Annotated in this window: 27 protein-coding genes and 1 tRNA gene; 18 read left to right on the forward strand and 10 right to left on the reverse strand. The window is 56.9% G+C overall.

Features of this window, described 5'->3' with window-relative positions:
- Positions 1-41: 41 nt before the first annotated feature.
- Complete coding sequence (locus tag ACWPM9_RS13260; protein ID WP_484755426.1) at positions 42-1,325, reverse strand: O-acetylhomoserine aminocarboxypropyltransferase; 1,284 nt, start codon at positions 1,323-1,325, stop codon at positions 42-44.
- 155 nt (positions 1,326-1,480) lie between these two features.
- Between ACWPM9_RS13260 and ACWPM9_RS13265 the strand changes: the two genes are divergently transcribed.
- Positions 1,481-1,909 (forward strand): DUF6455 family protein, encoded by a 429-nt coding sequence (locus ACWPM9_RS13265; protein WP_428185079.1) that lies wholly within the window; start codon positions 1,481-1,483, stop codon positions 1,907-1,909.
- 4 nt (positions 1,910-1,913) lie between these two features.
- On the opposite strand, the gene ACWPM9_RS13270 is transcribed toward ACWPM9_RS13265, so the two are convergent.
- Positions 1,914-2,342, reverse strand: coding sequence for a CoA-binding protein (locus ACWPM9_RS13270; protein WP_428185080.1), 429 nt, complete (start codon positions 2,340-2,342; stop codon positions 1,914-1,916).
- Between the two features lie 250 nt (positions 2,343-2,592).
- Between ACWPM9_RS13270 and ACWPM9_RS13275 the strand changes: the two genes are divergently transcribed.
- Together ACWPM9_RS13275 and ACWPM9_RS13280 are read left to right on the forward strand one after the other, a co-directional pair.
- Positions 2,593-2,943 carry a DUF1801 domain-containing protein gene (locus ACWPM9_RS13275; protein WP_484755427.1) on the forward strand — a complete coding sequence of 117 codons (351 nt, stop codon included), beginning with the start codon at positions 2,593-2,595 and terminating at the stop codon, positions 2,941-2,943.
- A gap of 47 nt (positions 2,944-2,990) precedes the next feature.
- Positions 2,991-3,344, forward strand: a complete 354-nt coding sequence (locus ACWPM9_RS13280; protein ID WP_484755428.1) for a hypothetical protein — start codon at positions 2,991-2,993, stop codon at positions 3,342-3,344.
- Between the two features lie 22 nt (positions 3,345-3,366).
- Here the strand turns inward: ACWPM9_RS13280 and ACWPM9_RS13285 are convergent, their stop codons facing one another.
- The 3 genes from ACWPM9_RS13285 to ACWPM9_RS13295 all read right to left on the reverse strand — a co-directional run bounded on the left by ACWPM9_RS13285 (position 3,367) and on the right by ACWPM9_RS13295 (position 5,420).
- The gene (locus ACWPM9_RS13285; protein WP_428185083.1) at positions 3,367-3,816 is read right to left on the reverse strand and encodes a CoA-binding protein; all 450 of its coding nucleotides are present in this window, start codon (positions 3,814-3,816) and stop codon (positions 3,367-3,369) included.
- Positions 3,817-3,948: 132 nt separating this feature from the next.
- Complete coding sequence (locus ACWPM9_RS13290) at positions 3,949-4,380, reverse strand: VOC family protein (RefSeq protein ID WP_428185084.1); 432 nt, start codon at positions 4,378-4,380, stop codon at positions 3,949-3,951.
- A 209-nt stretch (positions 4,381-4,589) separates the two neighbouring features.
- Positions 4,590-5,420 carry an enoyl-CoA hydratase gene (locus ACWPM9_RS13295; protein ID WP_484755429.1) on the reverse strand — a complete coding sequence of 277 codons (831 nt, stop codon included), beginning with the start codon at positions 5,418-5,420 and terminating at the stop codon, positions 4,590-4,592.
- 108 nt (positions 5,421-5,528) lie between these two features.
- Between ACWPM9_RS13295 and ACWPM9_RS13300 the strand changes: the two genes are divergently transcribed.
- The 4 genes from ACWPM9_RS13300 (at position 5,529) to speB (ending at position 8,372) form a co-directional block, all read left to right on the forward strand.
- Positions 5,529-5,954, forward strand: coding sequence for a PaaI family thioesterase (locus ACWPM9_RS13300; RefSeq protein ID WP_484755430.1), 426 nt, complete (start codon positions 5,529-5,531; stop codon positions 5,952-5,954).
- A 303-nt stretch (positions 5,955-6,257) separates the two neighbouring features.
- Positions 6,258-6,722 (forward strand): 50S ribosomal protein L13, encoded by a 465-nt coding sequence (rplM, locus tag ACWPM9_RS13305; RefSeq protein ID WP_428185087.1) that lies wholly within the window; start codon positions 6,258-6,260, stop codon positions 6,720-6,722.
- Positions 6,723-6,724: 2 nt separating this feature from the next.
- The gene (gene rpsI, locus ACWPM9_RS13310) at positions 6,725-7,195 is read left to right on the forward strand and encodes a 30S ribosomal protein S9 (protein WP_428185088.1); all 471 of its coding nucleotides are present in this window, start codon (positions 6,725-6,727) and stop codon (positions 7,193-7,195) included.
- A 226-nt stretch (positions 7,196-7,421) separates the two neighbouring features.
- Positions 7,422-8,372: an agmatinase gene (speB, locus tag ACWPM9_RS13315; RefSeq protein WP_484755431.1), complete on the forward strand. Its 951-nt coding sequence runs from the start codon at positions 7,422-7,424 to the stop codon at positions 8,370-8,372.
- A 68-nt stretch (positions 8,373-8,440) separates the two neighbouring features.
- Here speB and ACWPM9_RS13320 read toward each other — a convergent pair whose 3' ends face one another.
- Positions 8,441-10,456, reverse strand: a complete 2,016-nt coding sequence (locus ACWPM9_RS13320) for an acyltransferase family protein (RefSeq protein WP_484755432.1) — start codon at positions 10,454-10,456, stop codon at positions 8,441-8,443.
- A 255-nt stretch (positions 10,457-10,711) separates the two neighbouring features.
- Here ACWPM9_RS13320 and argC point away from each other — a divergent pair, with 255 nt between their 5' ends.
- The 3 genes from argC to ACWPM9_RS13335 all read left to right on the forward strand — a co-directional run bounded on the left by argC (position 10,712) and on the right by ACWPM9_RS13335 (position 13,279).
- Positions 10,712-11,644 (forward strand): N-acetyl-gamma-glutamyl-phosphate reductase, encoded by a 933-nt coding sequence (gene argC, locus ACWPM9_RS13325; RefSeq protein WP_484755433.1) that lies wholly within the window; start codon positions 10,712-10,714, stop codon positions 11,642-11,644.
- 142 nt (positions 11,645-11,786) lie between these two features.
- On the forward strand, positions 11,787-12,170 hold the full coding sequence (locus ACWPM9_RS13330) for a GFA family protein (protein ID WP_484755434.1): 384 nt from the start codon (positions 11,787-11,789) through the stop codon (positions 12,168-12,170).
- A 278-nt stretch (positions 12,171-12,448) separates the two neighbouring features.
- Positions 12,449-13,279 carry a DODA-type extradiol aromatic ring-opening family dioxygenase gene (locus ACWPM9_RS13335; RefSeq protein WP_484755435.1) on the forward strand — a complete coding sequence of 277 codons (831 nt, stop codon included), beginning with the start codon at positions 12,449-12,451 and terminating at the stop codon, positions 13,277-13,279.
- Positions 13,280-13,281: 2 nt separating this feature from the next.
- Here ACWPM9_RS13335 and ACWPM9_RS13340 read toward each other — a convergent pair whose 3' ends face one another.
- Entirely contained in the window at positions 13,282-14,385 is a 1,104-nt protein-coding gene (locus ACWPM9_RS13340) for a COX15/CtaA family protein (RefSeq protein ID WP_484757653.1), read from the reverse strand.
- 136 nt (positions 14,386-14,521) lie between these two features.
- On the opposite strand from ACWPM9_RS13340, the gene ACWPM9_RS13345 reads away from it, so the two are divergent.
- Together ACWPM9_RS13345 and ACWPM9_RS13350 are read left to right on the forward strand one after the other, a co-directional pair.
- Positions 14,522-14,731: a DUF2842 domain-containing protein gene (locus ACWPM9_RS13345; RefSeq protein WP_428185094.1), complete on the forward strand. Its 210-nt coding sequence runs from the start codon at positions 14,522-14,524 to the stop codon at positions 14,729-14,731.
- 184 nt (positions 14,732-14,915) lie between these two features.
- Positions 14,916-16,163 carry a GNAT family N-acetyltransferase gene (locus tag ACWPM9_RS13350; RefSeq protein WP_428186452.1) on the forward strand — a complete coding sequence of 416 codons (1,248 nt, stop codon included), beginning with the start codon at positions 14,916-14,918 and terminating at the stop codon, positions 16,161-16,163.
- A gap of 6 nt (positions 16,164-16,169) precedes the next feature.
- On the opposite strand, the gene ACWPM9_RS13355 is transcribed toward ACWPM9_RS13350, so the two are convergent.
- Positions 16,170-18,422 (reverse strand): GumC family protein, encoded by a 2,253-nt coding sequence (locus ACWPM9_RS13355; protein ID WP_484755436.1) that lies wholly within the window; start codon positions 18,420-18,422, stop codon positions 16,170-16,172.
- 192 nt (positions 18,423-18,614) lie between these two features.
- Here ACWPM9_RS13355 and ACWPM9_RS13360 point away from each other — a divergent pair, with 192 nt between their 5' ends.
- The 4 genes from ACWPM9_RS13360 to ACWPM9_RS13375 all read left to right on the forward strand — a co-directional run bounded on the left by ACWPM9_RS13360 (position 18,615) and on the right by ACWPM9_RS13375 (position 23,299).
- Entirely contained in the window at positions 18,615-19,190 is a 576-nt protein-coding gene (locus ACWPM9_RS13360) for a polysaccharide biosynthesis/export family protein (protein ID WP_484755437.1), read from the forward strand.
- A gap of 3 nt (positions 19,191-19,193) precedes the next feature.
- Positions 19,194-20,348, forward strand: a complete 1,155-nt coding sequence (locus ACWPM9_RS13365; protein WP_484755438.1) for a glycosyltransferase family 4 protein — start codon at positions 19,194-19,196, stop codon at positions 20,346-20,348.
- 99 nt (positions 20,349-20,447) lie between these two features.
- Complete coding sequence (locus tag ACWPM9_RS13370; RefSeq protein WP_484755439.1) at positions 20,448-22,001, forward strand: undecaprenyl-phosphate glucose phosphotransferase; 1,554 nt, start codon at positions 20,448-20,450, stop codon at positions 21,999-22,001.
- Positions 21,998-23,299, forward strand: a complete 1,302-nt coding sequence (locus ACWPM9_RS13375; RefSeq protein ID WP_484755440.1) for an O-antigen ligase family protein — start codon at positions 21,998-22,000, stop codon at positions 23,297-23,299. Before ACWPM9_RS13370 ends, ACWPM9_RS13375 begins: the two co-directional genes overlap by 4 nt.
- A 13-nt stretch (positions 23,300-23,312) precedes the next feature.
- On the opposite strand, the gene ACWPM9_RS13380 is transcribed toward ACWPM9_RS13375, so the two are convergent.
- Positions 23,313-24,353, reverse strand: a complete 1,041-nt coding sequence (locus ACWPM9_RS13380) for an extracellular catalytic domain type 1 short-chain-length polyhydroxyalkanoate depolymerase (protein WP_484755441.1) — start codon at positions 24,351-24,353, stop codon at positions 23,313-23,315.
- Positions 24,354-24,541: 188 nt separating this feature from the next.
- Here ACWPM9_RS13380 and ACWPM9_RS13385 point away from each other — a divergent pair, with 188 nt between their 5' ends.
- Positions 24,542-24,760 carry a hypothetical protein gene (locus ACWPM9_RS13385; RefSeq protein ID WP_428185101.1) on the forward strand — a complete coding sequence of 73 codons (219 nt, stop codon included), beginning with the start codon at positions 24,542-24,544 and terminating at the stop codon, positions 24,758-24,760.
- Between the two features lie 161 nt (positions 24,761-24,921).
- Positions 24,922-25,107 carry a hypothetical protein gene (locus ACWPM9_RS13390; RefSeq protein WP_428185102.1) on the forward strand — a complete coding sequence of 62 codons (186 nt, stop codon included), beginning with the start codon at positions 24,922-24,924 and terminating at the stop codon, positions 25,105-25,107.
- A gap of 147 nt (positions 25,108-25,254) precedes the next feature.
- Here the strand turns inward: ACWPM9_RS13390 and ACWPM9_RS13395 are convergent.
- A tRNA-Pro gene (locus ACWPM9_RS13395) sits at positions 25,255-25,331 on the reverse strand.
- Positions 25,332-25,357 lie beyond the last annotated feature (26 nt).

The following is a 25,357-nucleotide window of genomic DNA, read 5'->3' on the forward strand; positions in this document are numbered from 1 at the left end:
TGTTGCTGGGGCGGCTCCACACGAGCCGCCCGAATTTGAAATCAGACCTTTGACAGCGACTGTTCGAGATCGCCGATGATATCCTCGGCATCCTCGATACCGATCGACAGGCGCACCACGTCAGGCCCTGCCCCTGCGGCCACCTGCTGCTCTTCCGTGAGCTGGGCATGGGTGGTGGAGGCCGGGTGAATCACCAGCGACCGGGTGTCGCCGATATTGGCCAGATGCGAGAACAGCTGCAGTCCTTCAACCATGGCCTTGCCGGCGGCATAGCCGCCGGTCACGCCGAAGGTGAAGACGGCACCGGCGCCCTTCGGCGAATAGCGCTGCTGCAGCGCGTGGTTGGGGTCGTCCGGCAGGCCCGGGTAACTGACCCAGGCAACCTTGTCATGCTGCTTCAGCCATGTCGCCACCTTGAGCGCGTTTTCGCAATGGCGCTGCATGCGAAGCGGCAAGGTCTCGATACCGGTCAACAACAGGAAGGCGTTCATGGGCGCGATAGCCGGTCCAAGGTCGCGGAGCCCCAGCACGCGGCAGGCAATCGCAAAGGCGAAATTACCGAAAGTCTGATGAAGAACCAGCCCGTTATATTCGGGGCGTGGTTCTGACAACATCGGGTAATGGCCGGATTTCGACCAATCAAACGTGCCGCCATCGACGATGACGCCACCCATGGAGTTGCCGTGTCCCCCAAGGAACTTGGTGGCGGAATGCACGACGATATCAGCGCCGTGTTCCAGCGGACGCACGAGATAAGGGCTCGCCATGGTATTGTCCACGATCAGCGGCAGGCCGTGTTTGCGCGCAACCTCGGCAATGGCCTCAATATCGACAAAGGTGCCGCCGGGATTGGCTAGGCTCTCGATGAAGATTGCCCGTGTCTTGTCGTCGATCTGCCCCTCGAAGCTTGCCGTATCGACGGGATCTGCCCAACGCACATTCCAGCCAAAGCTCTTGAAGGCGTTGCCGAACTGGTTGATCGATCCGCCGTAAAGCTTTCTGGCTGCTACGAAATTCTCGCCCGGCTGCATGATGGCGTGGAAGATCAACAGCTGGGCCGCATGGCCAGACGCGACGGCAAGCGCGGCCGTACCGCCCTCAAGGGCTGCAACGCGCTCCTCCAGCACAGCCTGCGTGGGGTTCATGATGCGGGTATAGATATTGCCGAATTCCTTGAGTGCGAACAGGTTCGCGGCATGATCGGAATCGTTGAAGACGTAAGCCGTCGTCTGATAGATCGGCGTGACGCGCGCGCCCGTTGCCGGATCAGGCTGAGCGCCGGCATGGACAGAAAGCGTTGAGAAACCCGGATTGTCGCTCGACATGAAAACCTCCCTTTTGTGCTCGCGGCACTCCCGCGCGAGCTTTGGCGCGACCTTAATCGCGAATAGGCGAAAGCCGCAAGCGTCGCGCGGTTGATCCTGATCAATGCGCAATCATCTTTCGAGGCCAATCATTCCAAAAGCACTGGAGGTAGGCCATGAACATTGCAGCCAATGAACATAAAAATGGAATTTTCGCCCAACTCATCTCCTGGATGGCAAAGGGCTGGGAAGGCGCGAGTGAATCGGAAATGCTCGCGGCGCTGGGAACCGACACCATCCGCGCCATTGCCGGAGATTGCGGCATTCGTCCCGATCAGTTGATCCAGCTGGCAAAGGCCGGACCGCATGCGGCAGACGAAATGCCAAGACTGATGAAAGCGCTTGGCATCGATCCGGTTGAAGTGGAGTTGCGCTACCGCGAACAATTCCGCGCCATGCAGGTCGAATGCGCCAGTTGCTCAGCCAAACAGACCTGTCGCAAGGATCTCGACGACCATACGATCCAGCAGAACTTCCAGTCCTATTGCTGCAACGCAGAGAACATGAACTGGCTGCGCGCAACACCGACCGTTCTGGCAGAATAGCGACCTAACCGATCAGACGGGGATATTCGATCGCTGGGCAGCGGTCCATGATGACCGTCATTCCGGCGGCTTCTGCGGTCGCGGCGGCCTCGTCATTGCGCACGGAAAGCTGGCCCCACAGATATTTGGGCTGCGGCTCGACGCTCAGGACCTCGTCTACGACTGCCGGCAGATGTTCGGGTGCGCGGAAAACATCGACCATGTCAATTGGTTCTGGAATATCGGCAAGCGATGCGTAAACAGTCCGGCCGTGGATTTCCTTGCCGGCCTGCCCGGGGTTGACCGGAAAGACTTTGTACCCCTTGGAGATGAGGAATTGCATCACGCCGTTGCTCGGGCGCGCCGGATTGGGAGATGCCCCCAAGACCGCGATCGTCTTTACAGTCTTCAGAACGGCAGCGATCTCTGCATCGTCATAACGGTCATGGCTCATTTGCGTTGCTCCAAATCTTTGATGAGCGGTTGACGCTCTTCAAACAAAGCTAGTGCCTTTTCCCGTCAATCCAAGAGGCTGGGAACCGTCCCATCCGAGGATTGCCCGCCAGATGAAGAGCGCTATGATGACGGCTAGCAGAGACCGGACACACACGCCCATGGCCGCACCTCCCTTACCTACGCAGATTAAAGAGGCGCTTTCACGACATCCTCAGCCGGTTCAGCAAAGGCTGCTGGAGATCAGGTCGATGATCTTTGAGGCGGCGGCAGATACGCAAGGCGTGGGTCCTGTGACGGAGACCCTGAAGTGGGGTGAACCGGCTTATCTCACCGAAAAAAGCAAGAGCGGCACGACAATCCGTCTGGGCGCATCCAAGGCACAGACGGGCACATGCGCGTTGTTCTTCAACTGCAATACGTCTCTCGTGGAGATGTTTCGCCAGCAGTTCCCGCAGGATTTCGGTTTTGAGGGCAACCGCGCACTGGTTCTTGCGATGTCAGTTCCGCTTCCTGAAACGGCCCTTGCCCTATGCTTGAAGAGTGCACTGACCTATCATCTAAACAAGCGGTCTCCCAACCGCGCTGCAGGAACCACCTGAACCGCAGCGGCGTTGTTCGATCGAAACGTTTTGAGAAGGATGGTGTGATGAACAAGACGCTGCTTGCCGCCCTCGTGACGGTTTTCTCGCTCGCTGCCGCTGCCCCCGCGCTTGCGATCTCGCGCTATAATTCTCCTTCGCTGACATGCGAGCAGGCACGGGATATTTTGCGCTCAGAGGGGGCCGCCATTTTGAGATATCCGTCAAAGAATGTGGCGGGCCTGCCCCTTTACGACCGCTATGTCAAAAACAGCCGCTATTGTGACAGCAACGAATATGCGGAATGGACCCGCATTCCTACAAAAGATGATCCCGGCTGTCGGGTGCTTGCATGCGAGCCCATACCACGCGAGCGTGATCGGACATTTCCGCTGTTCGTTGTGCCCAACAATTCGCTTTGATCCTCATCCAAGCGAATTGCTGTCAGGCCGCCTGACCGTGTGACCGGCCATAGACCATGGCATATTCAGACACGAGCGAGCGGTCCATGATCACCTTGATGCCGGCCGCTTCGGCCTTTTCCGCAGCCTTGTCATCCCGAACGCCAAGCTGGCCCCATATCGCCTTTGGCAAATCGGGAAGCTTCAAGACCTCATCAACGACGCCAGCAAAGTGCTCCGAGCGCCTGAATACGTCGATCATATCGACATGCTCCGGAATGTCGGAGAGCCGCGCATAGATCGTTTGTCCGAGCAAGGTCTGGCCTGCATAGGCGGGGTTGACGGGATAGATCGTATATCCCTTGCCGAGCAGAAATCCCGCGACCCAATGGCTTGGCTTGTCGTCATTGAGCGACGCGCCGACAATCGCTACGTGTCGCACCGTGCTGAGAATATCGGCAATTTCGGTGTCGGTGTGGTGCAGATAGTCCATAGAGCCTCCTCCCGGCAAAGCCGGCTGGTTTGAAAGCCCGTCTCACAATGTCCCAACATCAGAATATCCGGTAATTCTTAACGAATTACCGGAGCCCTGCGCCGCAGACTGTTTCATTCCGGCAAGACGACTTCATTCCGGCAAGACGACGTGTCCATATTCATCCTGGGGGAAGAACGGATTGTGGGCAATTTCCCACAGGTGACCGTCCGGATCGGATACATAGCCCGAGTAACCGCCCCAAAACACCTTTTGAGGAGCCTTTACAAGCTTGGCGCCGCAGGAAACGACGAATTTCACCACCGCATCCACCCCTCTGGGGCTCGCAACATTGTGCGCCAATGTCACCCCGGAAAAGCCGGCGGGCGTGTTTTCCACCCCAGCATCTTCAGCCAGGGCTGCGCGTGAAAAGAGTCCCAGCACCACGCCTTTCAACTGAATGAACGTGACGCTGTCCTGCGAGGAGGAAGAGCGTTTCCAGCCGAGCTTTTCGTAAAATTCGGTACTTTTTGCGACATCGGACACGCCCAGCGTGACGATAGAAATGCGATGATCAAGCGACATTACGCCTCCCCAAAATTGACGTGATATTTTTATATGTTCTTTTTTTGATCTGCAAATGTTTCCGCGTACCTTAGTAGCATCTAATGGTTGCGGCTGGAGCTTTCGGGTCATATTGCGAGAAACAGGAAGCTTCATATATCAGCATGCAAATAGTTGCCAGATGTTCAAAACCGCCGCGTATCCAGGCACTAGGCAAACCTCGGTAGATGCTATTCGCCCTTCCACTCCGGTTCTCGTTTTTCAAGAACAGCTGAAATGCCTTCCTGTGCATCTCGCACCATCATGTTCTCCACCATCACACCTGCCGCATAATCGTATGCCGCTTCGATTGGCATTTCTGCCTGGCGATAGAAGGCTTCCTTACCGATCTTCAAAGTGAGGGGAGATTTGGAGGCGATGATGGTCGCATATTTTTGCACCACCTGACCAAGATACTGCTTCGGCACGATGCGGTTGACGAGCCCAAATTCTCGGGCGTTCTGCGCGTCGATCGTCTCGCCGGTCAACAGCATTTCCATTGCTTGCTTTCGCGTAGCGGCACGCGACAGCGCGACCATGGGCGTGGAGCAGAACAGACCAATATTCACCCCGGGCGTACAAAAGGTCGCCGTGTCGGTGCAGATGGCCAGATCGCAGGAAGCGACCAGCTGACAGCCTGCGGCTGTTGCCAGTCCATCGACCTCGGCAATGACCGGCTTTGGCAGATGGGTGATCTTGAGCATGAGATCCGAGCAAAGCCGCATGGTCTTGTCAAAGAACGCTCGTCCGTTGTCAGGGTCCGTTCTATGCGCCGTCAATTCCTTGAGATCGTGACCTGCCGAGAACAGGTTTCCGGTCGATGCGATGACAATAACACGGACATCCTTATCTTCGGCGGCTCTATCCAGCTCGGCATGAAGCGCCTCCATCACCGCAATGGACAAGACGTTTGCAGGCGGATTGTCCAGCACAAGACGAAGGATGCCATCGGCAAGACTGGAAATGACGGGGCCTTGCATTGCCTTGTCAGCCTCTTTTTTGAACGAAACGACTTCGGCCATGGCATTCTCCTTTTCACCAATTTGCGGCAGAGCCAAAGCCTGCCATAAAAGCGGTCAGCAATTCTAGTGGTGCGGCACGCCGCTTACGCGACATGGGAATGAGACACAATGCAGCCAGTGATGACCGCGCAGGAAATCGATACCTTTCTGGAAACGGACTTCCCGCAACTGCATATCGATGGCAAAACCTTTACGGTCGTCTCTGTCGGCCCGGGTGCTGTTACAATGCAGTTTACCCCCAAAGAGCGGCACCTGCGGCCCGGTGGCACGATTTCCGGTCCATCGATGTTTGCCCTGGCGGATGTCGCAGCCTATGCCGCCGTTCTCGCCCATATCGGACCAGTCGCCCTTGCCGTCACCACCAATCTCAACATCAACTTTCTGCGAAAGCCCGAACTGGCGCCAATGCTCTGCGACTGCCGGCTGTTGAAGCTTGGAAAACGGCTGGCTGTGATCGACGCCCTGCTCTATCAGAGCACGCCAACCGAGCCCTTGGCACATGCCAGCGCGACCTATTCGATTCCGCCGCGCTGAAGCCACTCAGCCCGTAACGACGCGCCTCAAAGCCATTTCGACCTCCATGACACAACCAATTCGGCCATAAATTTTACGGTATCCAAATACCGCACAATTAAGCCTCTGTTTTAATTTACAAATTTGAGACACCCTGCCTTCAATGCTATCTTGACGCAGATCATGGCCACATCTATAACCCGGCCAGTTCGCGAGCCCTGAGGCCCGCCTACATTTTGCGTGTTCCTAAAGACCATGCAATTCAAGCAACAAGAAACGCCTGAACGGCTTTGGCCGAAAGGGTTCAAACTGAAAGTGATCACCATGTCTACCTTCGTTCAGAAGCCTGCAGAGGTGGAGAAGAAGTGGATCATCATCGACGCCGAAGGCCTCGTTGTTGGTCGCCTCGCCTCCCTCATTGCCATGCGCCTGCGCGGCAAGCACAAGGCCACCTACACACCTCACGTTGACGACGGCGACAATGTCATCGTTATCAATGCCGAGAAGGTCGTGCTGACCGGCAACAAATACAACGACAAGAAATATTACTGGCACACCGGCTATCCGGGCGGCATCAAGGAGCGCACAGCGCGCGCCATCATCGAAGGCCGCTTTCCAGAGCGCGTCCTCGAAAAGGCCGTTGAGCGCATGGTCCCACGCGGCCCGCTCGGTCGTCGCCAGATGAAGAACCTGCGCGTTTACGCTGGTTCGAACCATCCCCATGAAGCACAGCAGCCGACCGTCCTCGACGTCGCGAAGCTGAGCAAAAAGAACGTAAGGAGCGCCTGATAATGGCTGACCTCTCTTCCCTGAAGGAACTCGGCGCGACCGGCGAAGCTCAAGAAGCTCCGGCACACGTCCGTAAGGTCGACGATCTCGGCCGTTCCTATGCCACCGGCAAGCGTAAAAACGCCATTGCTCGCGTTTGGGTCAAGGCCGGCTCCGGCAAGATCACCGTGAACGGTCGCGAATTCGCAACCTACTTTGCACGCCCGGTTCTGCAGATGATCCTGCAGCAGCCTCTGCTTGCTTCGGCACGCGAAGGCCAGTTCGACATCGTTGCTACCGTTTCCGGTGGCGGTCTGTCGGGCCAGGCTGGCGCTGTTCGTCACGGCATCTCCAAGGCACTGACCTACTTCGAGCCGGGCCTTCGCCCCGTCCTGAAGAAGGGTGGCTTCCTGACCCGCGACAGCCGCGTTGTTGAACGTAAGAAGTACGGCAAGGCCAAGGCCCGCCGGTCCTTCCAGTTCTCCAAGCGTTAATCGCTGGATTTCAGAACAAGACTTCAAAGGCGGGCTTCGGTCCGCCTTTTTCTTTGCGCCCTCGATTGCGCTGCAACCCCTGCTGACAGGCACAAATCCTACAGGTCCGACCTATGGGGCCGCACATGCGGTGAATGCATCGCAAAAACTGCTGGAATTTGCGCCAGCCGTCCCTAATATCGCCGCCACGCTCTAGGCCGTCCGGCAAAGCAGGGAGATCCAGACCATGGCGAAGACGATCGATCACGCATTCACTGCGTCCTCACTCACCTCGGCTGCAACAGATCCGACCTATGCCGGGGCGCTTTCGTTCATGCGCCGCAAATATACCAAGGACCTGACAGGCGCGGAGGCGGTTGTCTGGGGTATTCCGTTCGATGCGGCGACCTCCAACCGTCCGGGTGCACGCTTTGGCCCACAGGCGATCCGGCGGGCCTCAGCCATCATGGACAATGACCCGCAATATCCCTTCGAGCGTGATTTGTTCGAAGCCATGCCGACGATCGATTATGGCGACTGCCTTCTCGATTACGGCAATCACTGGCAGACGCCCGATACGATTGAAGAGGAAGCAACCATGATCCTCGCGTCGGCCAACTTCCTTCTGACCTTGGGCGGCGATCATTTTGTCACATGGCCGGTGCTAAAAGCGCATGCTGCCAAGCACGGGCCGATGGCACTGGTGCAGTTCGACGCGCATCAGGACACCTGGTTCGACGACGACAAACGGATCGATCACGGTTCCTTTGTGGCGCGCGCCGTGCGCGACGGCATCATCAATCCCGACCGCTCGATCCAGATCGGCATTCGCACCCATGCGCCGGAAGATTGCGGTATCCGCATCGTGTATGGTCACCAGGTCGAAGACATGCGGCCCGGTGACATCGCGTCGCTTATCGTCAGCCATACAGGCGGACTACCGACCTATGTGACCTTCGATATCGACTGCCTCGACCCGGCCTATGCGCCCGGCACAGGCACACCCGTCTCCGGCGGCCCATCCAGCGCGAAGATGCTGTCGGTCTTGCGCGGCCTTGGCCAACTCGACATCCGCGGCGGCGACGTCGTCGAGGTCGCGCCCGCCTATGACCATGCCGACATTACCGCAATCGCCGGCTCGACCGTGGCCATGTATTTGCTGGGTCTGCATGCGGAGCGATTGGCACGCGGGAGATGATCAAAAAGGCTTCCAGCGAGGTGAAGAGCGATTTTCCAGCCTCGTCGTCTTTTCATGATACCGAAAAGTTAGAAATTGTCCGCTCCCGCACCAGGTGACCTCGCTCTTTCAAAGGGCAGCCGCTCCGTAGCAGGTTCCTGCAGGTCAAAGCCCATCTGTCGCATAATGGCGCTTGCGACCAACTTTGCGCCAAAAGGTGAAAAATGAATGGGGTCCGCCAACACCGGTCTGCCGCCAGCTGCGAGAAAACAAACTCCTGTCGGGTGGTCGTCGCAATAAGCCTTGTTCGGATCCACTCGCGTCAAAGATGGCGAGCCGGCGGAATCGAGAAGCCTGCCAACCGAAGCAACCTCTGCCCGAAATTCTGAGGCGGACCGCGTCAAATCCAAATCGTCGATACCACGAACGCGATAACCTGCAACGACCTGTGTGATATAACGTTCTGCGACAAGGGTCGGATAGACCAGCACGACATGCAATCCATGCTCCTGAAGGAGTCGAATAGTTGAGTCGAGCAAGGCAACAACTCTTTGCCGTCCGTCGTCATCCCTAACAATCTCCATCTGGTCCCCGATCAGGAAATTCTGGCTATGGAAAAGGCCTTTCCATGCAGCGACCAGCACCACAGTGTCGGCGCCGGAAGACGAAATTCGGCTCAGGACCTGACGGTTGAACTCAAGGCACATTCTTGCAGTACTGGGATCCTGCTGAGCAACATCTACAATGGGTGCGCAGCCGGCTAGCGTCATCTGCTCCAAGGCAATACCTTTACCATTCAGCATATTTGCCAGGCCGGGCGCTATTGAGGACGCAATAGAATCACCCCACAATACGTATTTTCTTTTATTGCTCTCGTTGAAAATACATTTTTTATTTGGAAATACTGGTATCGCCATTTTACGGTTCACGAGACAGTTCTTGCTAAATGCGTATTCCTTTTCGAAATCCTGTAAGTCCGGGGGCAAGCGCCAAGGGAAGCCTCGGTTCGTATTTCCGAGAACACCCAAAAGGCAAAGGCCTATTCCAACTAATGCTGCCCCGAGAGGGAAGTAGCTGGAAGGTTGGCGTATGCTGGTGCCTCGACGGCGAAATGGCTGCTCGACAAAACGCCATGACAGGCTGGCAAGGCATATGGACAAACCGATCAGGAGGCTCATCATCCACGCACCGGGTTCTTCCGGCGCCCTTATGCGGGCGAAGGCAAAGACAGGCTGATGCCAGAGATAGGCGCTGTAGCTGATACGTCCGACGAACACCAAGGGACTGCGGCGTAGAAACCATGCTGCGCCTGTACCCTCTTTGGCGAAGTGCAAGATGAGGCAGGTTCCAATGACGGGCAGGAGAGCGAACACCGAAGGGAAAGGTGTATTGGAATCAAACAGTAAGATGGAAGTACCCACCATAAACAATCCCAAAAAAGCCAGCGCCCCATTTCTTCGCTTGCGGCCCGCCGCCGGAAGTAGACTCAACAGGCTCCCGGCCAGAAGCTCCCACATCCGGCTGGGCAATAGGTAGAAATTTGCATCGGGATATTGCCGCACCAAAACTTCGCACAAAATCAAGCTCGCCACCGCCAAAACAGAAAGGACAAGCGGAACAGCCCTCTCCCGGCCCGTTCGAAAGAGAAGGAGAAGCAGCACGGGTAATAGCAAATAGAATTGTTCTTCGACTGCCAGGCTCCATATATGCAACAGCGGCTCCAGTTCGGCTTCGGACTGGAAATAGCCACTCTTGGTCCAGAAGTGGATGTTGGCATAGGACAGAACTGACGCCAGCAAGCTTTGGGAATAATCTCTGAAAGCATGCGGCAGTAGCCACATCCAGGCAAACGGGATCGTGGCTGCGAGTACGAGGAAAAGAGCTGGCAGGATACGCCGCGCGCGGCGCATATAAAACTGCTGGAACGAAAACCGACCCTCGGCGATCTCGCGTCGGACAATTCCGGTGATCAGGTAGCCGCTGATAACGAAGAAAATATCGACGCCGACATACCCCCCGCTTATGCTTGGGAATCCAGCGTGGTAAAGTATGACCGATATGACAGCAACCGCCCGCAGACCGTCGATTTCATTTCTATATTGCATGTTTTGAAGACGATGCTCGTGAACGTTTGACAGATAGTCGGCCCCTCTAATTCTGCTGAAATAGATGCCGAAGTCGGACCTAAGTCGCACAAAAGCACTCACAAACCAACGCGCAACGCAATTTTTGCACTCAATAATCGCGGCGATACAACTCCCATCATCCAAATTGAAAGCCGTCTACGCAATATTGAACTCCAAACATATCGGGTATATCTGCAACCTGTCGCATCTGCGCCAACCTCAGGAGTTTTGAACATGACAGCGAAGATATTCATTGATGGCGAACACGGCACCACGGGCTTGCAGATCCGCACCCGCATGGCCGGTCGTCGCGATGTGGACTTGCTGTCGATCCCGGAAGCCGAGCGGCGCAATCCCGCCATGCGGGAAGATCTGCTGAACAGTGCGGATATTGCCATCCTCTGCCTGCCGGACGATGCTTCGCGCGATGCTGTGACAATGGTCGCCGGCAACAACAATATCCGGTTGATCGATACCTCGACGGCGTTCCGTGTGGCGGAAGACTGGGCCTACGGCTTTGCCGAAATGGACAAGGATCAGGCCGCCAGGATTCGTTCTGCGCGTTGTGTCGCCAATCCCGGTTGCTATCCTACCGGCGCCATCGGCCTTATCCGGCCGCTGCGCATGGCCGGCATTCTACCGGCCGATTATCCGGTCTCCGTGAATGCCGTTTCGGGCTATACCGGCGGCGGCAAGGCGATGATTGCGCAGATGGAAGACAAGAACCATCCGGATCATCTGAGCGCGAACAATTTTCTGTATGGCCAGACGCTGAAGCACAAGCATGTGCCCGAGATGACGGTTCATGGCAAGCTCGACCGCGCGCCGCTGTTTTCGCCCTCGGTCGGCCGTTTTGCCCAGGGCATGATCGTGCAGGTTCCACTGTTCCTTGACGATCTGAAGGATGGGGCGTCCATGGAAACCATCCATGCCGCGCTCGTCGCACATTATGCCGGCCAGGACGTCGTCACTGTGGTGCCTCTGGCAGACAGTGCCGCAATGCCACGGGTGGACGCAGAAGAACTGGTGGGCCAGGACACGATGAAACTGTTCGTGTTCGGCACGCCCGGCGGTGCGCATGTCAATCTGGTTGCCCTGCTGGACAATCTCGGCAAGGGCGCGTCGGGTGCGGCGGTCCAGAACATGGATCTGATGCTGACGGCCTGACGCCCTGCTGCCCGGCAAATCCGCTCTCGAGCGCAGTGGCGACAGTTAGCGTCTACTTGGAACCCTTTGTCGACTCGTCCTATGTAGTTCATCTGCGCGCGCTTGAGCGATGCGGTTGAAGATTTGATGAGGGAGACGGTGGATGATCAAGGGCAGATGCGACTGTGGTTCGGTCAGTTTCGAAGTCGAGGCTGTGAGGGAAACGGTAACGATATGTCATTGCAGTCAATGCCGCCGTACCAGTGGCCATGTTTGGGCATCAACGCACGCGCCCTACGATCAAGTGAATTTCACCAACGATCAGGGGCTTGCGTGGTACAAATCTTCAGATTTCGCCAAGCGGGGCTTCTGCAAGACGTGTGGTTCCAGCCTATTCTATCGCATGAATGATGAAGACGGGGTCGGGATTGCTGCCGGTTGCCTCGATCACCCAACCGGCCTTCACGTGGGCAAGCATATCTTTGTCAAGGACAAGGGCGATTATTACGACATCGCAGATAATGCGCCGCAAATTCAAAAGTACTGAATGACTTGATGGGGTTTCCTGAGCCAGGGGTTGCTCCGGCTCGCACCTATCGACCTTCGCAGCAGTGATACTCAGATACCGCCTCTGTGCGCGCGTTGGCACATCGCCGTCAGCGGAGTCGACACCGCACTGCCCATCCAAGCGCAGCGTTGCTATTTTCAGACCTTGCTATTCTCCAGTCGTTCAAGATCAGCGAACAATATGTCGTCCCAATGCCGGATCGTGGTTGCCCCGCAGCGTTGCTATATCTTGGGAAACAGCAAAGCGAGGCAAGCACCGTGTCCGACAGCCAGAGATTCCCCGTTCTTTTCATCCCCCATGGCGGTGGTCCCTGGCCGTTCATGGATTTCCCAGCCGCCCCTGATGGCAAGACGCCATGGGCGGATCTGGGCGCTTTTCTGCGCGGCCTCGATCACCAGATCGGTCGTCGGCCAAAAGCCGTCCTGATGATTTCCGGCCACTGGGAAAACGAGCCGGTGCCGACAGTCAGCACGGCGGAACATCCCGGCATGCTTTACGACTATCGCGGCTTCCCGCCGGAGACCTATGAGCTGAGCTATCCGGCCGCAGGCGCGCCGGAACTGGCAGCACGCGCCAAAACGCTTATCGAGGCCGCCGGCATGGACGTCGGTGAGAGCGCCGAGCGCAATTTTGACCACGGCGTCTTTATTCCAATGATGCTGGTCTATCCGGATGCCGACGTGCCGATCATGATGCTGTCGATGAAGAACACCCTGGACGCTGAAACCCATCTGGCGATCGGTCGCGCGCTTGAACCGCTGCGTGACGAAGATGTGCTCATTATCGCTTCGGGCATGACCTACCATAACATGCGCATGTTCTATAGCGACGATGCCCAGCACCAGAAACAGGCAATCCGCTTTGATGACTGGCTGACCGATGCCGTGGAGAAAGATGATGTGGTCGAGCGGTCGGCGCTTCTGTCATCCTGGGAGCAAAACCCCGATGCCCTCGCGTGCCATGTACCGGACCACGACCATCTGGTACCCATCTTTGTCGCAGCCGGTGCCGCGGGTTCTGATCGCGGACACCGCATCTTCAAGGGCGAGTTTCTGGGCAAACCCTATTCAGGATACCGGTTCGGCTGAGGTCAACTGCGCACTTCGACAGCGGCCTCGGGCGGATATTCGCCGGAAAAGGCGCGCCAATGGGCAATGGCAAAGCCCAGCACGATCAGCGCTCCGCCTTGATGGGTGAGCGCGACGTCCAGGGGCACATGCATGAGAAGTGTCGCGATACCGATCATGGCCTGCACGGTGACCAGGGCGAAGAGCAGCATGCTGCGGCGGGTATGGGTCGTCGCCGCATTGCCTCTCAAGCACCAGATCATGTTCAGCAGCACCACGAACCAAAGCGCATAGGCGCCAAGACGGTGGATGAACTGGACTGTCTTTGGATTTTCGAACAGGTTGATCCACCAGGGTTGCTGGACGAAAAGGCCGCCGGGCAAAAGCGCGCCATCCATCAGTGGCCATGTGTTGTAGGTGAAACCTGCATCGAGCCCTGCCACGAGTGCGCCGAGATAAATCTGGAACAAGGCGAGTATTGCGATTGCCATTGCCCATCGACCGGCATGTCGCGTTGGCGCAGGATCGCCGGCATGGGGCGACAATCCGCGCATGACCCAAATGCAGCCAGAGAAAATCAGGCAGGCGATCACCAGATGGGTTGCCAGCCGATACTGACTGACATCTGTGCGCACAGACAGGCCCGACGATACCATCCACCAGCCGACGAAGCCTTGAAATCCGCCCAGAAGGAAAATGCCCAACAGTGGCAATTTGAGGCGTTGCTCTATTCGTCCCGTCACCCAAAAGAACAGCAATGGCAGACCGAAGATGGCACCGATCGAGCGGGCAAGCAGGCGGTGCGCCCATTCCCACCAGAAAATGCTCTTGAAGTCCTCAACCGTCATTCCCTTGTTGATCTGCTGATATTCGGGAATGCGTTGATAAAGCTGGAACTCCTCCTCCCATTCCTGCGCACTCAAGGGCGGTATAACGCCGTGGATCGGCTTCCATTCCGTGATCGAAAGACCGGAATTGGTCAGGCGGGTGGCGCCGCCAACGAGAACGAGGCACAACAGGGCGAAGACGACGATACCGAGCCAGATCCGTATCGCGCGCCGGTTATTCCGACTGCGGTTGATCTCGTTCATGATTGCCGGCTCGCCGACCGTTGCGCTGTTGACCATGGAAAATTCCTTCTGCATGGCTGTTGATTTGGCGCAAGTGCCGCTAGAAGACAAGGCCTGATGGATTGCGGCAAGGGGTCGCTCCCTCAATCTTGATCAACCACCCTGCCCTGTGTTCACCTTGGAATTTGAAATCATGCCCGTTCGACTGCGCAAACTGATTGGTACGATCCTCATCGTCATCCTCGTTCTTGTCTATGCGGTCCTTGCGGTGTCAATCGCCTCGGCGCTGCTCGCCACGGCTCCCTGGTGGATGCATTTTCTCTATTTTCTGTTCAGCGGCGTATTGTGGATACTGCCAGCTATGGTCATCATCAAATGGATGGCCGGGCCTGTTCAAAAATAGGCCATAGAACGATTTTCAAGGCGATGCTCGGCTAACCGGACGCAAGCAGTTAAGGCATTGGTAACCGAGATTTGCGGATTTCCATTGCATGCCCGGCGACGTAAATTGAAATTAGATGATCGACGCTAAAGTGCGGGCATTGGCTTCTTATGGAGTATACGCCGTGCCGCTTGCACCGCTGGACATGAATGTGATGGCGATTGCCCCTGTGGCGATTGCGAGGCTCGCCACGCTCGATCCCCATGCTTTCGAGGATGAAAGGTCTGCTGAAGACGTGAAGTTCGAATTTTTCTCCGCAATGGAACCGCTGGAGCGGGAATGGCGGCGGCTTGAAAGCGACAATCTCAATTCTCTGCACCAGGGTTACGACTGGTGTTTGGCCTGGGCAAAGACCCACGGCAATCCGTTGGCGATCATGCGCGGCACAGTGGACGGTGAATGCGTTTGCATTCTTCCGCTGGAGATCGTGCGCCAGAACATGGTGCGGACAGCGCAATTCATCGGCGCTCGCTTCAACAACATCAACACCGGACTGTTTGCTCCGGCCTTCCGCGCCCGCTGCACAAAAGCCGATTCAGAGGCACTGGCGGAAGCGTTGGCCGCCGGCCTGAAGGGCAAGGCCGATCTTGTCAGTTTGAAGAACATTCCGCTCGACTGGCGCGGCGACCGAAACCCGTTTTTCGGTCTTCCTGTCATAGAACACCAGAACCACTCCTTCCAGCTTCCGCTCTTCTCAGACTTTGACGCGACAATCGATCAATTGAATGGAAAGCGACGCCGCAAGAGATTTCGTGGCCAGACCCGCAAGCTGGAAGCCGCAGGCGGCTGCGACTACGTGGTTGCCCGCAGCGACGCTGAAAAACTGGAGATGATCGACGTCTTTTTCCATCAGAAGGCCGTCCGCTTCAAGGCCTTGGGCATTCCCAATGTTTTCCAGCACGCAGAGACGCAGTGCTTCTTCCGTATGTTGCTGGAGCGCTCCGGCGATGGTCAGGATGCACCCTTGGAATTGCATGCCTTACGCCTGAAGGGCGAGCATGACGGACAGATCGCCGCGATCGCCGGCATGTCGCGCAAGGGCGATCATGTCATCTGCCAATTCGGTTCGATCAACGAAGATTTGGTGGCCGAGGCAAGTCCAGGCGAATATCTGTTCTGGCTGATGATAGAGCGATATTGTGCCGAAGGAGCCGCCTTGTTCGACTTCGGAGTCGGCGACCAGGAATACAAGCGCCGCTGGTGTACGGTCGAGACCATACAACATGACGTCTACCTGCCGATCAGTGCGGTCGGACGTCTGAGTTCTCTTACCCAGAAGGGCCTCACGCGAGGCAAGGCTGTCATCAAGGGCAACCCGCAGCTCTATGCGATGATCCAGCGGTTGCGTGCTTATGCAGATGAAGAGCCAGAAGCACCGCGCCAGACCGGTTGAACCCGGTCAGGCAGCGTGGCGGCCGTCGATTGGCATGGCCACTGTATTGGCACACATCAAGATCAGGTCGCCATAACCGACCTTTTCGAACTGCTCCATGATGGACGCCAGGAGGTCGCGATCTGGGTTCGGTGCCGACACGATGACCTCATGGGCACCGTTACGGCTCAGGCGCGCAACGCCTTCAGGTCTTGCCGGACCGCATTCGATCAGCACCAGATCGTAGACGTCCGCAAGGGCGTCGGTGACAATGGAAAGACGGTCTGCTCCGCGCATAGCCTGACGAATATCGCTTGTACCCTGCGGTACGATATGGGCAGCAGACAGCCTGTCCGGGTGCATGACGTCAGAAAATTCCGCCGCGCTGCACAGCAGATCCGTAATGCCCGGCAACTCGGCATTCGCCGCCATCAAAGCGGTCGGACAACCGGAGCCGGTCATGTCGATCAAAATTACGCGTCGACCGGTCTCGGCAATCTCGCGGGCAAGCATGACGGTGGCCGTGGAGCCATCATCGCCCGAAGGCGAGATGGCAAATGCGACGCGCACGTCCTCATCGATCAGATAGCCGGCGACACTGCCGATTGAAAACTCGCCCGTATCCTCTGCATCAGAGGCGTCATTCGACAGATAGACGCTCTTTTCCATTTCTGCGGCAAGCTGTTCGTCCGGTTCGGCATCGAGCATGCTGGCGGGAATTGGTTCTTCATGCGCTTCCCGGCTCAGCGGCGGTGGAGCAGGCGTCACCATTTCTGACTGGGCGGCAACCGCTGGAGCAACCGATAAGGCCACCTGCGGTATCTGGCGCTCCGGCTGGGTCTCGTCCCTTGCAGGTTCCTGTTCCCACTCGGCGTAGACAGGACGCAGCGCACGGCCGCTAAACAATTCGCTCAGCATCACGATGATCGCACTCAGGACAAAGGTTGCAACGGCAGCGACAATGGTTATGGGAACAATCTTCGGGAAGCTCGGCTGAGCCGGTTCGCTGGCCTTCGAGATGACCCGTGCGTCAGCCGGGCTCGCGCCCTTGTCGAGACGGCTGGTGGCTTCGCGGTAACGGGCAAGATAGGTTTCGAGCAATTGACGCTGGGCTGTGGCTTCACGCTCAAGCGCCTTCAAACCCACCTCATCTTCAACGGCCTGGGCAGAATCCGCCTTGGCGCGGTTCAGCTGTTGCAACAGCTGCGCTTCGCGCAGCTTGGCAACGCCTGCCTCGTTTTCCAGCGAGGATGCAACGCTCAGGGACTCCTGGGCAATCTGCTGGCGAATACCGGCAAGCTGAGCGCGCAGTGCTTTCAGCCTCGGATGGCCGTCGAGCAGCGTTGTCTGCAGATCGGTGAGCTGGCTTCTTATGCCGGATTCGGTTTCCTTGAGGCGTTGAACGACCGGTGAACTGGCGACAGCTTCCATCGAGTCAGTCGGCTTGCCTGCCTTGATTGCGGCCCGCACGCTTTCGGCCTTGGCTTCCGCGTCGGCCTGTTGTGCACGTACACGCGCCAGTTCAAGCGAGACGTCATTGAGCTGCTGGGTGGCGAAACTCTGGGTATCGCTGGTGCGCAGCAGACCGGAATTGCCGCGATATTCCGCAACCTTCCTTTCTGCCTCGTTGACCTTGTCGCGCAAATTGGCAATCTCAGGCTCCAGCCAGCGCGCGGCGTCCGATGTGCTGTCGAGCTTTGCGCCGCTCTGCAAGGATTGGTAGACTTCGGCAATCTTGTTGGGGATCGCCGCTGCAAGCTTGGGGTCCTTGGAACTGAACTTGACACCGATAACCCTGGACTTTTCGACCTGATAGACCTGAAGCTTCTGCTGGAAGTTCTTCACAACGCGGTCTTCAGGTGCCAGATCCATCGGGTTCTTCTTGATACCCAGCAGCACAAGCACATCCGACAAGGCTGACGGCTTAATATCGGGATCGAATTCTGAAAGTTGATAGAGGTCAAGGTCGCGGGCAACCTGTTTGATCAGGTCCACCGAGCTCAACAGCTGAACCTGGCTGCCGACATTGAGTTCGTCGAGCATCGGCTGCATCTCGGCTGCCGCAATATTGGGATTGCTGGCGAGGCCTGTGGCGCTCGGCTCGATCAGGATGCGTGTCTCGCTCTCGTAGCGGGGCGAGATAAAGGTTGAGCCGACACAGGCCAGTCCGCCCACCAGACAGGTCACAGCAAGGATCCTCCCCTTCCGGCGCCATACGGCGCGGAAAAGCTGAGCAAGGTCGATATCGACGTCCTGCTGCGCGTTGCTGAAACCCGTCATCTCGGCACTCCCATTACTCAAGTGCTGAAATTGTAAACCTTTATGGTAACCCAAGCGTTAATCGCTTTGGCAGTCAAAGCAGTATTCGTTTTGAAAATACTTAGAGATGTCACTGCGCATTTACCGGGCATTAACCCTAATAGACCGATAACGACTGAGAATGAATTCACACCCAGGGAGCGCAGAAGCGCAATGAAAATCTCGGGCACAAGGCAATTTGGTTTTGCGATGGTGGCTGTGGCTGCCGCGCTTCTGTCAGGCTGTACATCCTACAAGCCGGCACCAAAGGTCTTCCATGAAGCAACGATCCAGCCCTACCGGGTCGACAGCGGTGACCGCCTGCGTATCACCGTTTTCGAACAGCAGAGCCTGACCAACAGCTACACGGTCGATCAGGCGGGATATATCGCCTTCCCATTGATCGGCGCGGTCGCTGCACGTGGTTCCACGCTTCAACAGCTGGAAAAAACCATCGCGGAGAAGCTGCGCAAGGGCTTCTTGCGTGACCCCGACGTGTCGATCGAGGTGGATCGCTACCGGTCGATCTTCATCATGGGTGAAGTGGGCCAACCCGGTCAGTATTCCTACGTCCCCGGCATGACCGTCCAGAATGCGATTGCCGTTGCCGGCGGCTTCTCCACAAGAGCCAATCAGCGGATGGTTGACATTACGCGGCGCGTCAATGGCAACAGCTACACCGGTCATGTTCCGATCACAGACCCCATCATGGCGGGCGATACGCTGTATATCCGTGAACGGCTCTTCTGATAGATGCAATATGGTGAGCCTCTTCGTATCATTCACTGCTTCAGATCACCGGTCGGAGGTATTTTCCGGCATGTGCGCGATCTGGCTGAGCAGCACAGCAAGGCGGGCCATGCTGTCGGCATTGTGTGCGACAGCACGACCGGTGGAGCCCATGAGGACGCGCTTTTCGATCAGATCATGCCATTCCTTTCCTTGGGCCTTACCCGCATTCCCATCCGGCGTTCGGTCAGCCTGAAGGACCTTTCCTCGATCAAGTCCAGTTATGACACCATAAAAAGTTTGAAGCCTGATGTGTTGCATGGCCACGGCGCCAAAGGTGGCGTTATCGCCCGCACCATCGGCTCAGTGTTGCGGGTGAACAGGTATTGCGTAGCCCGCGTCTATTCCCCTCACGGAGGCAGCCTGCATTTCAAGCAGGCCTCCGTGAAGGGACAAGCCGTCTTCTTGGCCGAACGGCTGCTCGAACGGATGACCGATGCCATCCTGTTCGTGTGCAAATACGAGCAGGGCGTTTACGAAACGAAGATCGGCCGGCCGCGTTGTACTGCGCGGATGATCTATAACGGGATATCCGACCGAGATCTTCAGCCGATGGCGACCAACGCCAATGCCGCCGATCTGATCTATGTCGGCATGATGCGTGATCTGAAGGGCCCGGATGTCTTCATCCGCGCCTTCGCAGAGGCAGAGCGTATCGTCGGGCGTCCTCTTTCGGCGCGGATGGTGGGCGATGGTCCTGATCTCGACGCCTATGACAACCTGCGCAACCGCCTTGGTCTTGGCGAACGCATCACGATGCTGCCGGCCATGCGGGTTCGCGATGCCTTCGCCATGTCCAAGCTTGTTGTTGTCCCCTCGCGTGCTGAGGCCATGCCCTATATCGTGCTTGAAGCGCTGGGTGCCGGAAAGGGCGTGATTGCCTCTCGGGTTGGCGGGATACCAGAAGTGTTGGGCGGAGACAGCAAGGCATTGAGCGAGCCGGGCAATGTGGAGGCCTTGGCCCGAACCATGTCTGAAGCCATCACCAATCCCGAATGGATTGCCGAGACAATGCCGACAGAAGACCAGTTTCGCTCGCAATTTTCGGCATCGGTCATGGCAGACAGGGTGCTGTCGGTCTACCGGGAGCGCTTGGCACATATCAGTAAAGCATCCTGATAAAATGCAGTTCGATCTTTAGCCTAATCCTACTCGTCATAAACGTTTCTTAGCATCTTGGTGCTAGCACTCTGATGAACGAGGAGCGGGCTTTCAGCTATGGCTAAAAAGGACAACGGGCAGCATTTCGATTCCAGCGAACTGCGCCGTAAAATCTCCGAGAGCGCAGCGGACGGCTCTGCTCAGCGTCAACCTCCTGTCGAGATGAACCCGTTTGCGCGGCAGATCGCCAATCAGTTCCGCGATACCAATTACTCTCCCATCATCGTGACTGGCCAATTGCGCCTGCTTGAGTTCGGTTTTCTGCTGGCGATCGGTCTTGCAGCGCATACCGTGATGAATGCCGGAACGCTGACGGACTATATCGTCCATTTCTGCATCGCTTGTGCCGGTAGCGTGCTCACAGTCTTGTTGATGCAGATTGCCGACTGCTATCAGATCCCGGCGTTGCGGGCGCCGATGCATTTCATGCCAAGGGTCATCGGCACCTGGACGGTGACTTGCGCGATCATTGCTGTCGTTCTCATTCTCATCCATCCCGGACAGGCGCATTTGCGTGACTGGTATCTGGTCTGGTTCTGCGCAGGTGGACTGTTTCTGTTCGGCGAGCGAAACCTCATCGCGCTTGCCATCCGCCGTTGGGCGCGCAATGGCGTGATGGAACGCCGTGCCGTCATCATCGGTGGTGGAAAGCCTGCCAAGGATTTGATCCGGGCGCTTGAGGAACAACCGGACAACGATATCCGCATCTGCGGTATTTTTGACGATCGTGGCTCCGCTCGTTCGCCAGATGTGATTGCCGGCTACCCCAAGCTTGGCACATTTCCGGAGCTCACGGAGTTTGCCCGTCTGGCCCATATCGACATGATGATCATCTCGTTGCCACTCAGTGCCGAAGAACGGATTTTCGAACTGTTGAAATCGCTATGGGTGCTGCCGGTCGATATCCGTCTTGCAGCACACTCCAACAGCCTCAGGTTCCGTCCCCGCTCCTATTCGCATGTCGGCGCAGTGCCGATGCTTGATATTCTCGACAAGCCGATCCGAGACTGGGATTCGGTTGCCAAGCGTGCTTTCGATATCTTCTTCAGCCTGCTGGCCCTTTTTCTTCTCTGGCCGTTGATGGTCGCGACAGCCATCGCTGTCAAAGCAACATCCAAGGGCCCTGCCCTCTTTGTGCAGAAGCGTCACGGCTTCAACAATGAAGAGATCAACGTCCTCAAATTCCGCTCTATGTATACCGAGATGACCGACCATGCCGCCAAGAAGGTTGTCACCAAGGATGATCCGCGCGTCACCCCAATCGGTCGCTATATTCGCAAGCTCTCGATCGACGAACTGCCACAATTGTTCAACGTGCTGAAAGGCGACCTATCGCTTGTCGGGCCCCGCCCCCATGCCGTTCTTGCGCAATCGCGCGACCGGATGTTCGGGGAGATCGTCGAAGGCTATTTCGCGCGCCATCGCGTCAAGCCGGGTGTCACCGGCTGGGCGCAGATCAATGGCTGGCGCGGTGAAATCGACAATGACGACAAGATCAAGTTCCGCACGGCCTACGACCTGTTCTATATCGAAAACTGGTCGCTGCTGTTCGATCTCAAGATCCTGTTCCTGACCCCGATCAAACTTCTGAATACGGAAAATGCCTATTGAGCGCGATCGCGACACATAGGCCACCCGTTTCCAGGCCACATCTTGCGGCAATGGGCCTGATCGGCTCGGCCATGGTGGCCTTCGGCGTCTTTCTGTCTGGTTTCGTGATCTCCGAGCCCGCGCCTTACGAAGTATTCATGGCAGTACAGATTCCGCTTTGGTTTCTGATCGGCCTGAAGATCTCGCGGGCCGTTGCGCCGCTTCTGGCTCTTCTGCTGCTCTTCAATATCGGTGGCATGATGTCACTCACCGTGATGCACGACCTTGAGGGCGCGCCACTCTATATCGCAGTATCGATCTTTCTGGCACTCAGCGCGGTCTTCTACGCGGCCATTATCGAGAATGATCACAGGCGGCTGAAGATCATCTTCGACGCATGGGTCATCTCCGCCATCATTACATCGACACTTGGCATTCTGGGCTATTTCCATGCCTTCCCGGGTGCGGAGGTCTTTACGCTTTATGACCGCGCCAAGGGCGCGTTTCAGGATCCGAACGTCTTCGGTCCCTTCCTGATCGCACCGTCGCTCTATCTGATACATGGGCTCTTGACCAAGAGCATTGCCGGCGCCCCCTTCCGGGCTGTCGGACTTTTGATCATCACCCTTGGGGTTTTTCTGTCCTTCTCGCGCGCTGCCTGGGCCCTGTTTCTGTTTTCCGCGGTGGCACTTGTCTTCATTCTGCTGTTGAAGGAGCGCACCGGCGTGTTTCGCCTGCGCATCTTCCTGCTGACACTTGTGGCCGTCGTGATCATGATGGGCGGATTGATCGGCGCCATGCAGTCCAAGAAGGTCGCAGATCTTTTCACCACCCGCGCGCAGCTGGAGCAGGACTACGATGCCGGACATCTGGGCCGTTTCGAACGCCACCGGATCGGCTTTGCCCTGTCGATGGAACACCCGCTCGGTCTGGGACCTATGGCGTTTGGCAAGATCTATACCGAGGATGAGCACAATATCTGGCTGAAATCGCTGACGACCTATGGCTGGCTCGGCTTTGTCACCTATATCGCGATGATCTGCTGGACGCTTGCGACCGGATTTCACTATCTTCTACGCAACAGACCCTGGCAGCCCTATCTGATGATCGCCTGGATCGTCGTGGTCGGTCATGTCGGTATCGGCAACGTGATCGACATCGATCACTGGCGGCACGTCTATCTGCTGCTGGGGATCATTTGGGGCTGCCGCGCGCTGGAACATAACTGGCAGAAAAACGGCGCGGCGCCAAAGCCTGCGCGCAGAGCGTCCCTTTCCCAGGGCCTGCCTTATGCCAGAAGCTCACATTCCATCGACTGAGAATGTTTGCCGGTCACTTGGCGGCAAGTTGCCAGCGCTTGGCCATCTCCGTTGCAGCGTCGACGCCGACATCATAGAAAAACCGCTTGTCGGGTGCTTGCAGAAGATTGCGCGCTGACACCGGCAGGCCGTGATCCATGTCGTCGATCAGTCTCTGCTCGACAGCCACTTCACCCTTCGCATTCGACCATTGGCGGATCGTCTGGCGTCCCACCTTCAATTCGCTTGCACCGCTACGGTCGAGATCGTGGAGATCGAGCCACTGGGCGGCAAGGCCGTCTGCATTGGCCACCGAGACGACCCTGTCGCTCAGCCCATGCCAGATGGACAGGGGTGGGAAACCTGTTTTCTTGTCGGATGCAGAGCGCGCCAGATCGCCCCACTCGACAGGTCCTTTACTAGCACCTGAACTCATGGCCGACATTGCGCCCATGGCATCGCGCGCAGCGCCGAAAGGAAGGCCGGCAACGATGGCACCGCCGGCGAACATGTCGGGATAGGACGCCAGCAAGGCAGCAGCCATCGCTCCGCCCGCAGACAGGCCGAAAATGTGGATACGCTTGTTCGAGAGAGCATGGTTTTCAAGCATATAGTCGATCATGCAGCGAACGGACATGACCTCGCCCCGGTCGCGACTGGCAGCACTGGGACGAAACCAGTTGAAGCAGCGATTGGGATTGTTGCCCGCCTTCTGCTCGGGATAGAGAAGAGCGAAACCATCCCGGTTGGCAAGATCGCTCCAGCCGCTGGCGGCATCGAAATCCTCGGCTGCCTGATCGCATCCATGCAGGACAACAACGAGCGCCGCGCCGACCGCCAATTTTGGCGGTGTATAATGCAGCATCGTGAGATCGCCCGGATTGTTGCCGAAGGCATTGGTCTGCTTCAAGCGTCTCGGCTTTTTGCGGGGCTTCTTCAAAGGTGCGGGGGCGACAGGTGCAGGGGCATCCTGCATCCAGGAGGCCATATCTCGCTGCCAGGCCGATATATCGCGTTGCCACTTGCTTCGACCGCTCATGGCGTCGGTAAAGAGCTTGGGAACTTTCATACGCATGGATTCCACGCTCCTTTATGCGCCCCTGGCGAAAGCCAGACATATCCAACGCGTAACAATAAATAATGTTGCATCGCAGCAATTTCAAGGCGGTCGCGTATATTACATATTCGCCACATATTGTGATTAGAGTCAGATTACATGCCACGCTATGATTCGGTTGCTAACGACTTGGGGGAGAATGCCGCATGAAAAACATCATCATCGGTGCCGCCTTCGGCTTGTTTGCGACAACCGCCATGGCCGATTGTATGGGTCATTTGCCGACGACCGCTCAGGCGGAAATCGACGATACGATCCTGACGGCCAGTATAGTGGCGGAAAATACCAGCATGTCAGAAGGCCTTCTTGTGCAGAAGGACGGAAATATGCCGGACAATATGTCCGGAATTTCGGACACGGAGTAACCTCCAGTGCCGGGAAGGCGAGCTAGTCCCTGCCGGCTGGCCTTCCCGGAAATCCGACTCTGATCGAAACCAATGCCTCAGAACGAGACGATCGGAAAAGATTGGCACAATGGAACCATTGTAGCCTTGCTGCATTGATATTTGCCCCTCAGGAGATGCCGATGCAAAATCACACCGATTTCATTGCCGCAGAGACGGATATCGCAGATCTTTTCAGTGTTGCCGAATTCTGCAAACGTTACCGACTTGATGGACGGGAAGAACGCCGACTTCGAAATCTTCTGGGCGAGCACGCCCCAAAGCAGGATCTGCTTGCAAACGCTCGTCGGGACATCCAGTTCGGCTGATAACAGCTGGACCGACGGTCGAAAATTTCCGAAATCCAGATAGGCTGCATGTCGACACCGCTGTGCCTCAGCCTGATTGCGTTCTCCGTAAGGACAGGTCCTTTGTGGGGGAGAGAACGACATCTCCTTGTAAAACAAGGAATTAAATGGTCGGAATGGCGGGATTCGAACCCACGACCCCTTGACCCCCAGTCAAGTGCGCTACCGGGCTGCGCTACATTCCGACCGGCTCCTGAGAGCAAGTTTCACT

This window comes from Agrobacterium sp. H141, from assembly GCF_057158725.1.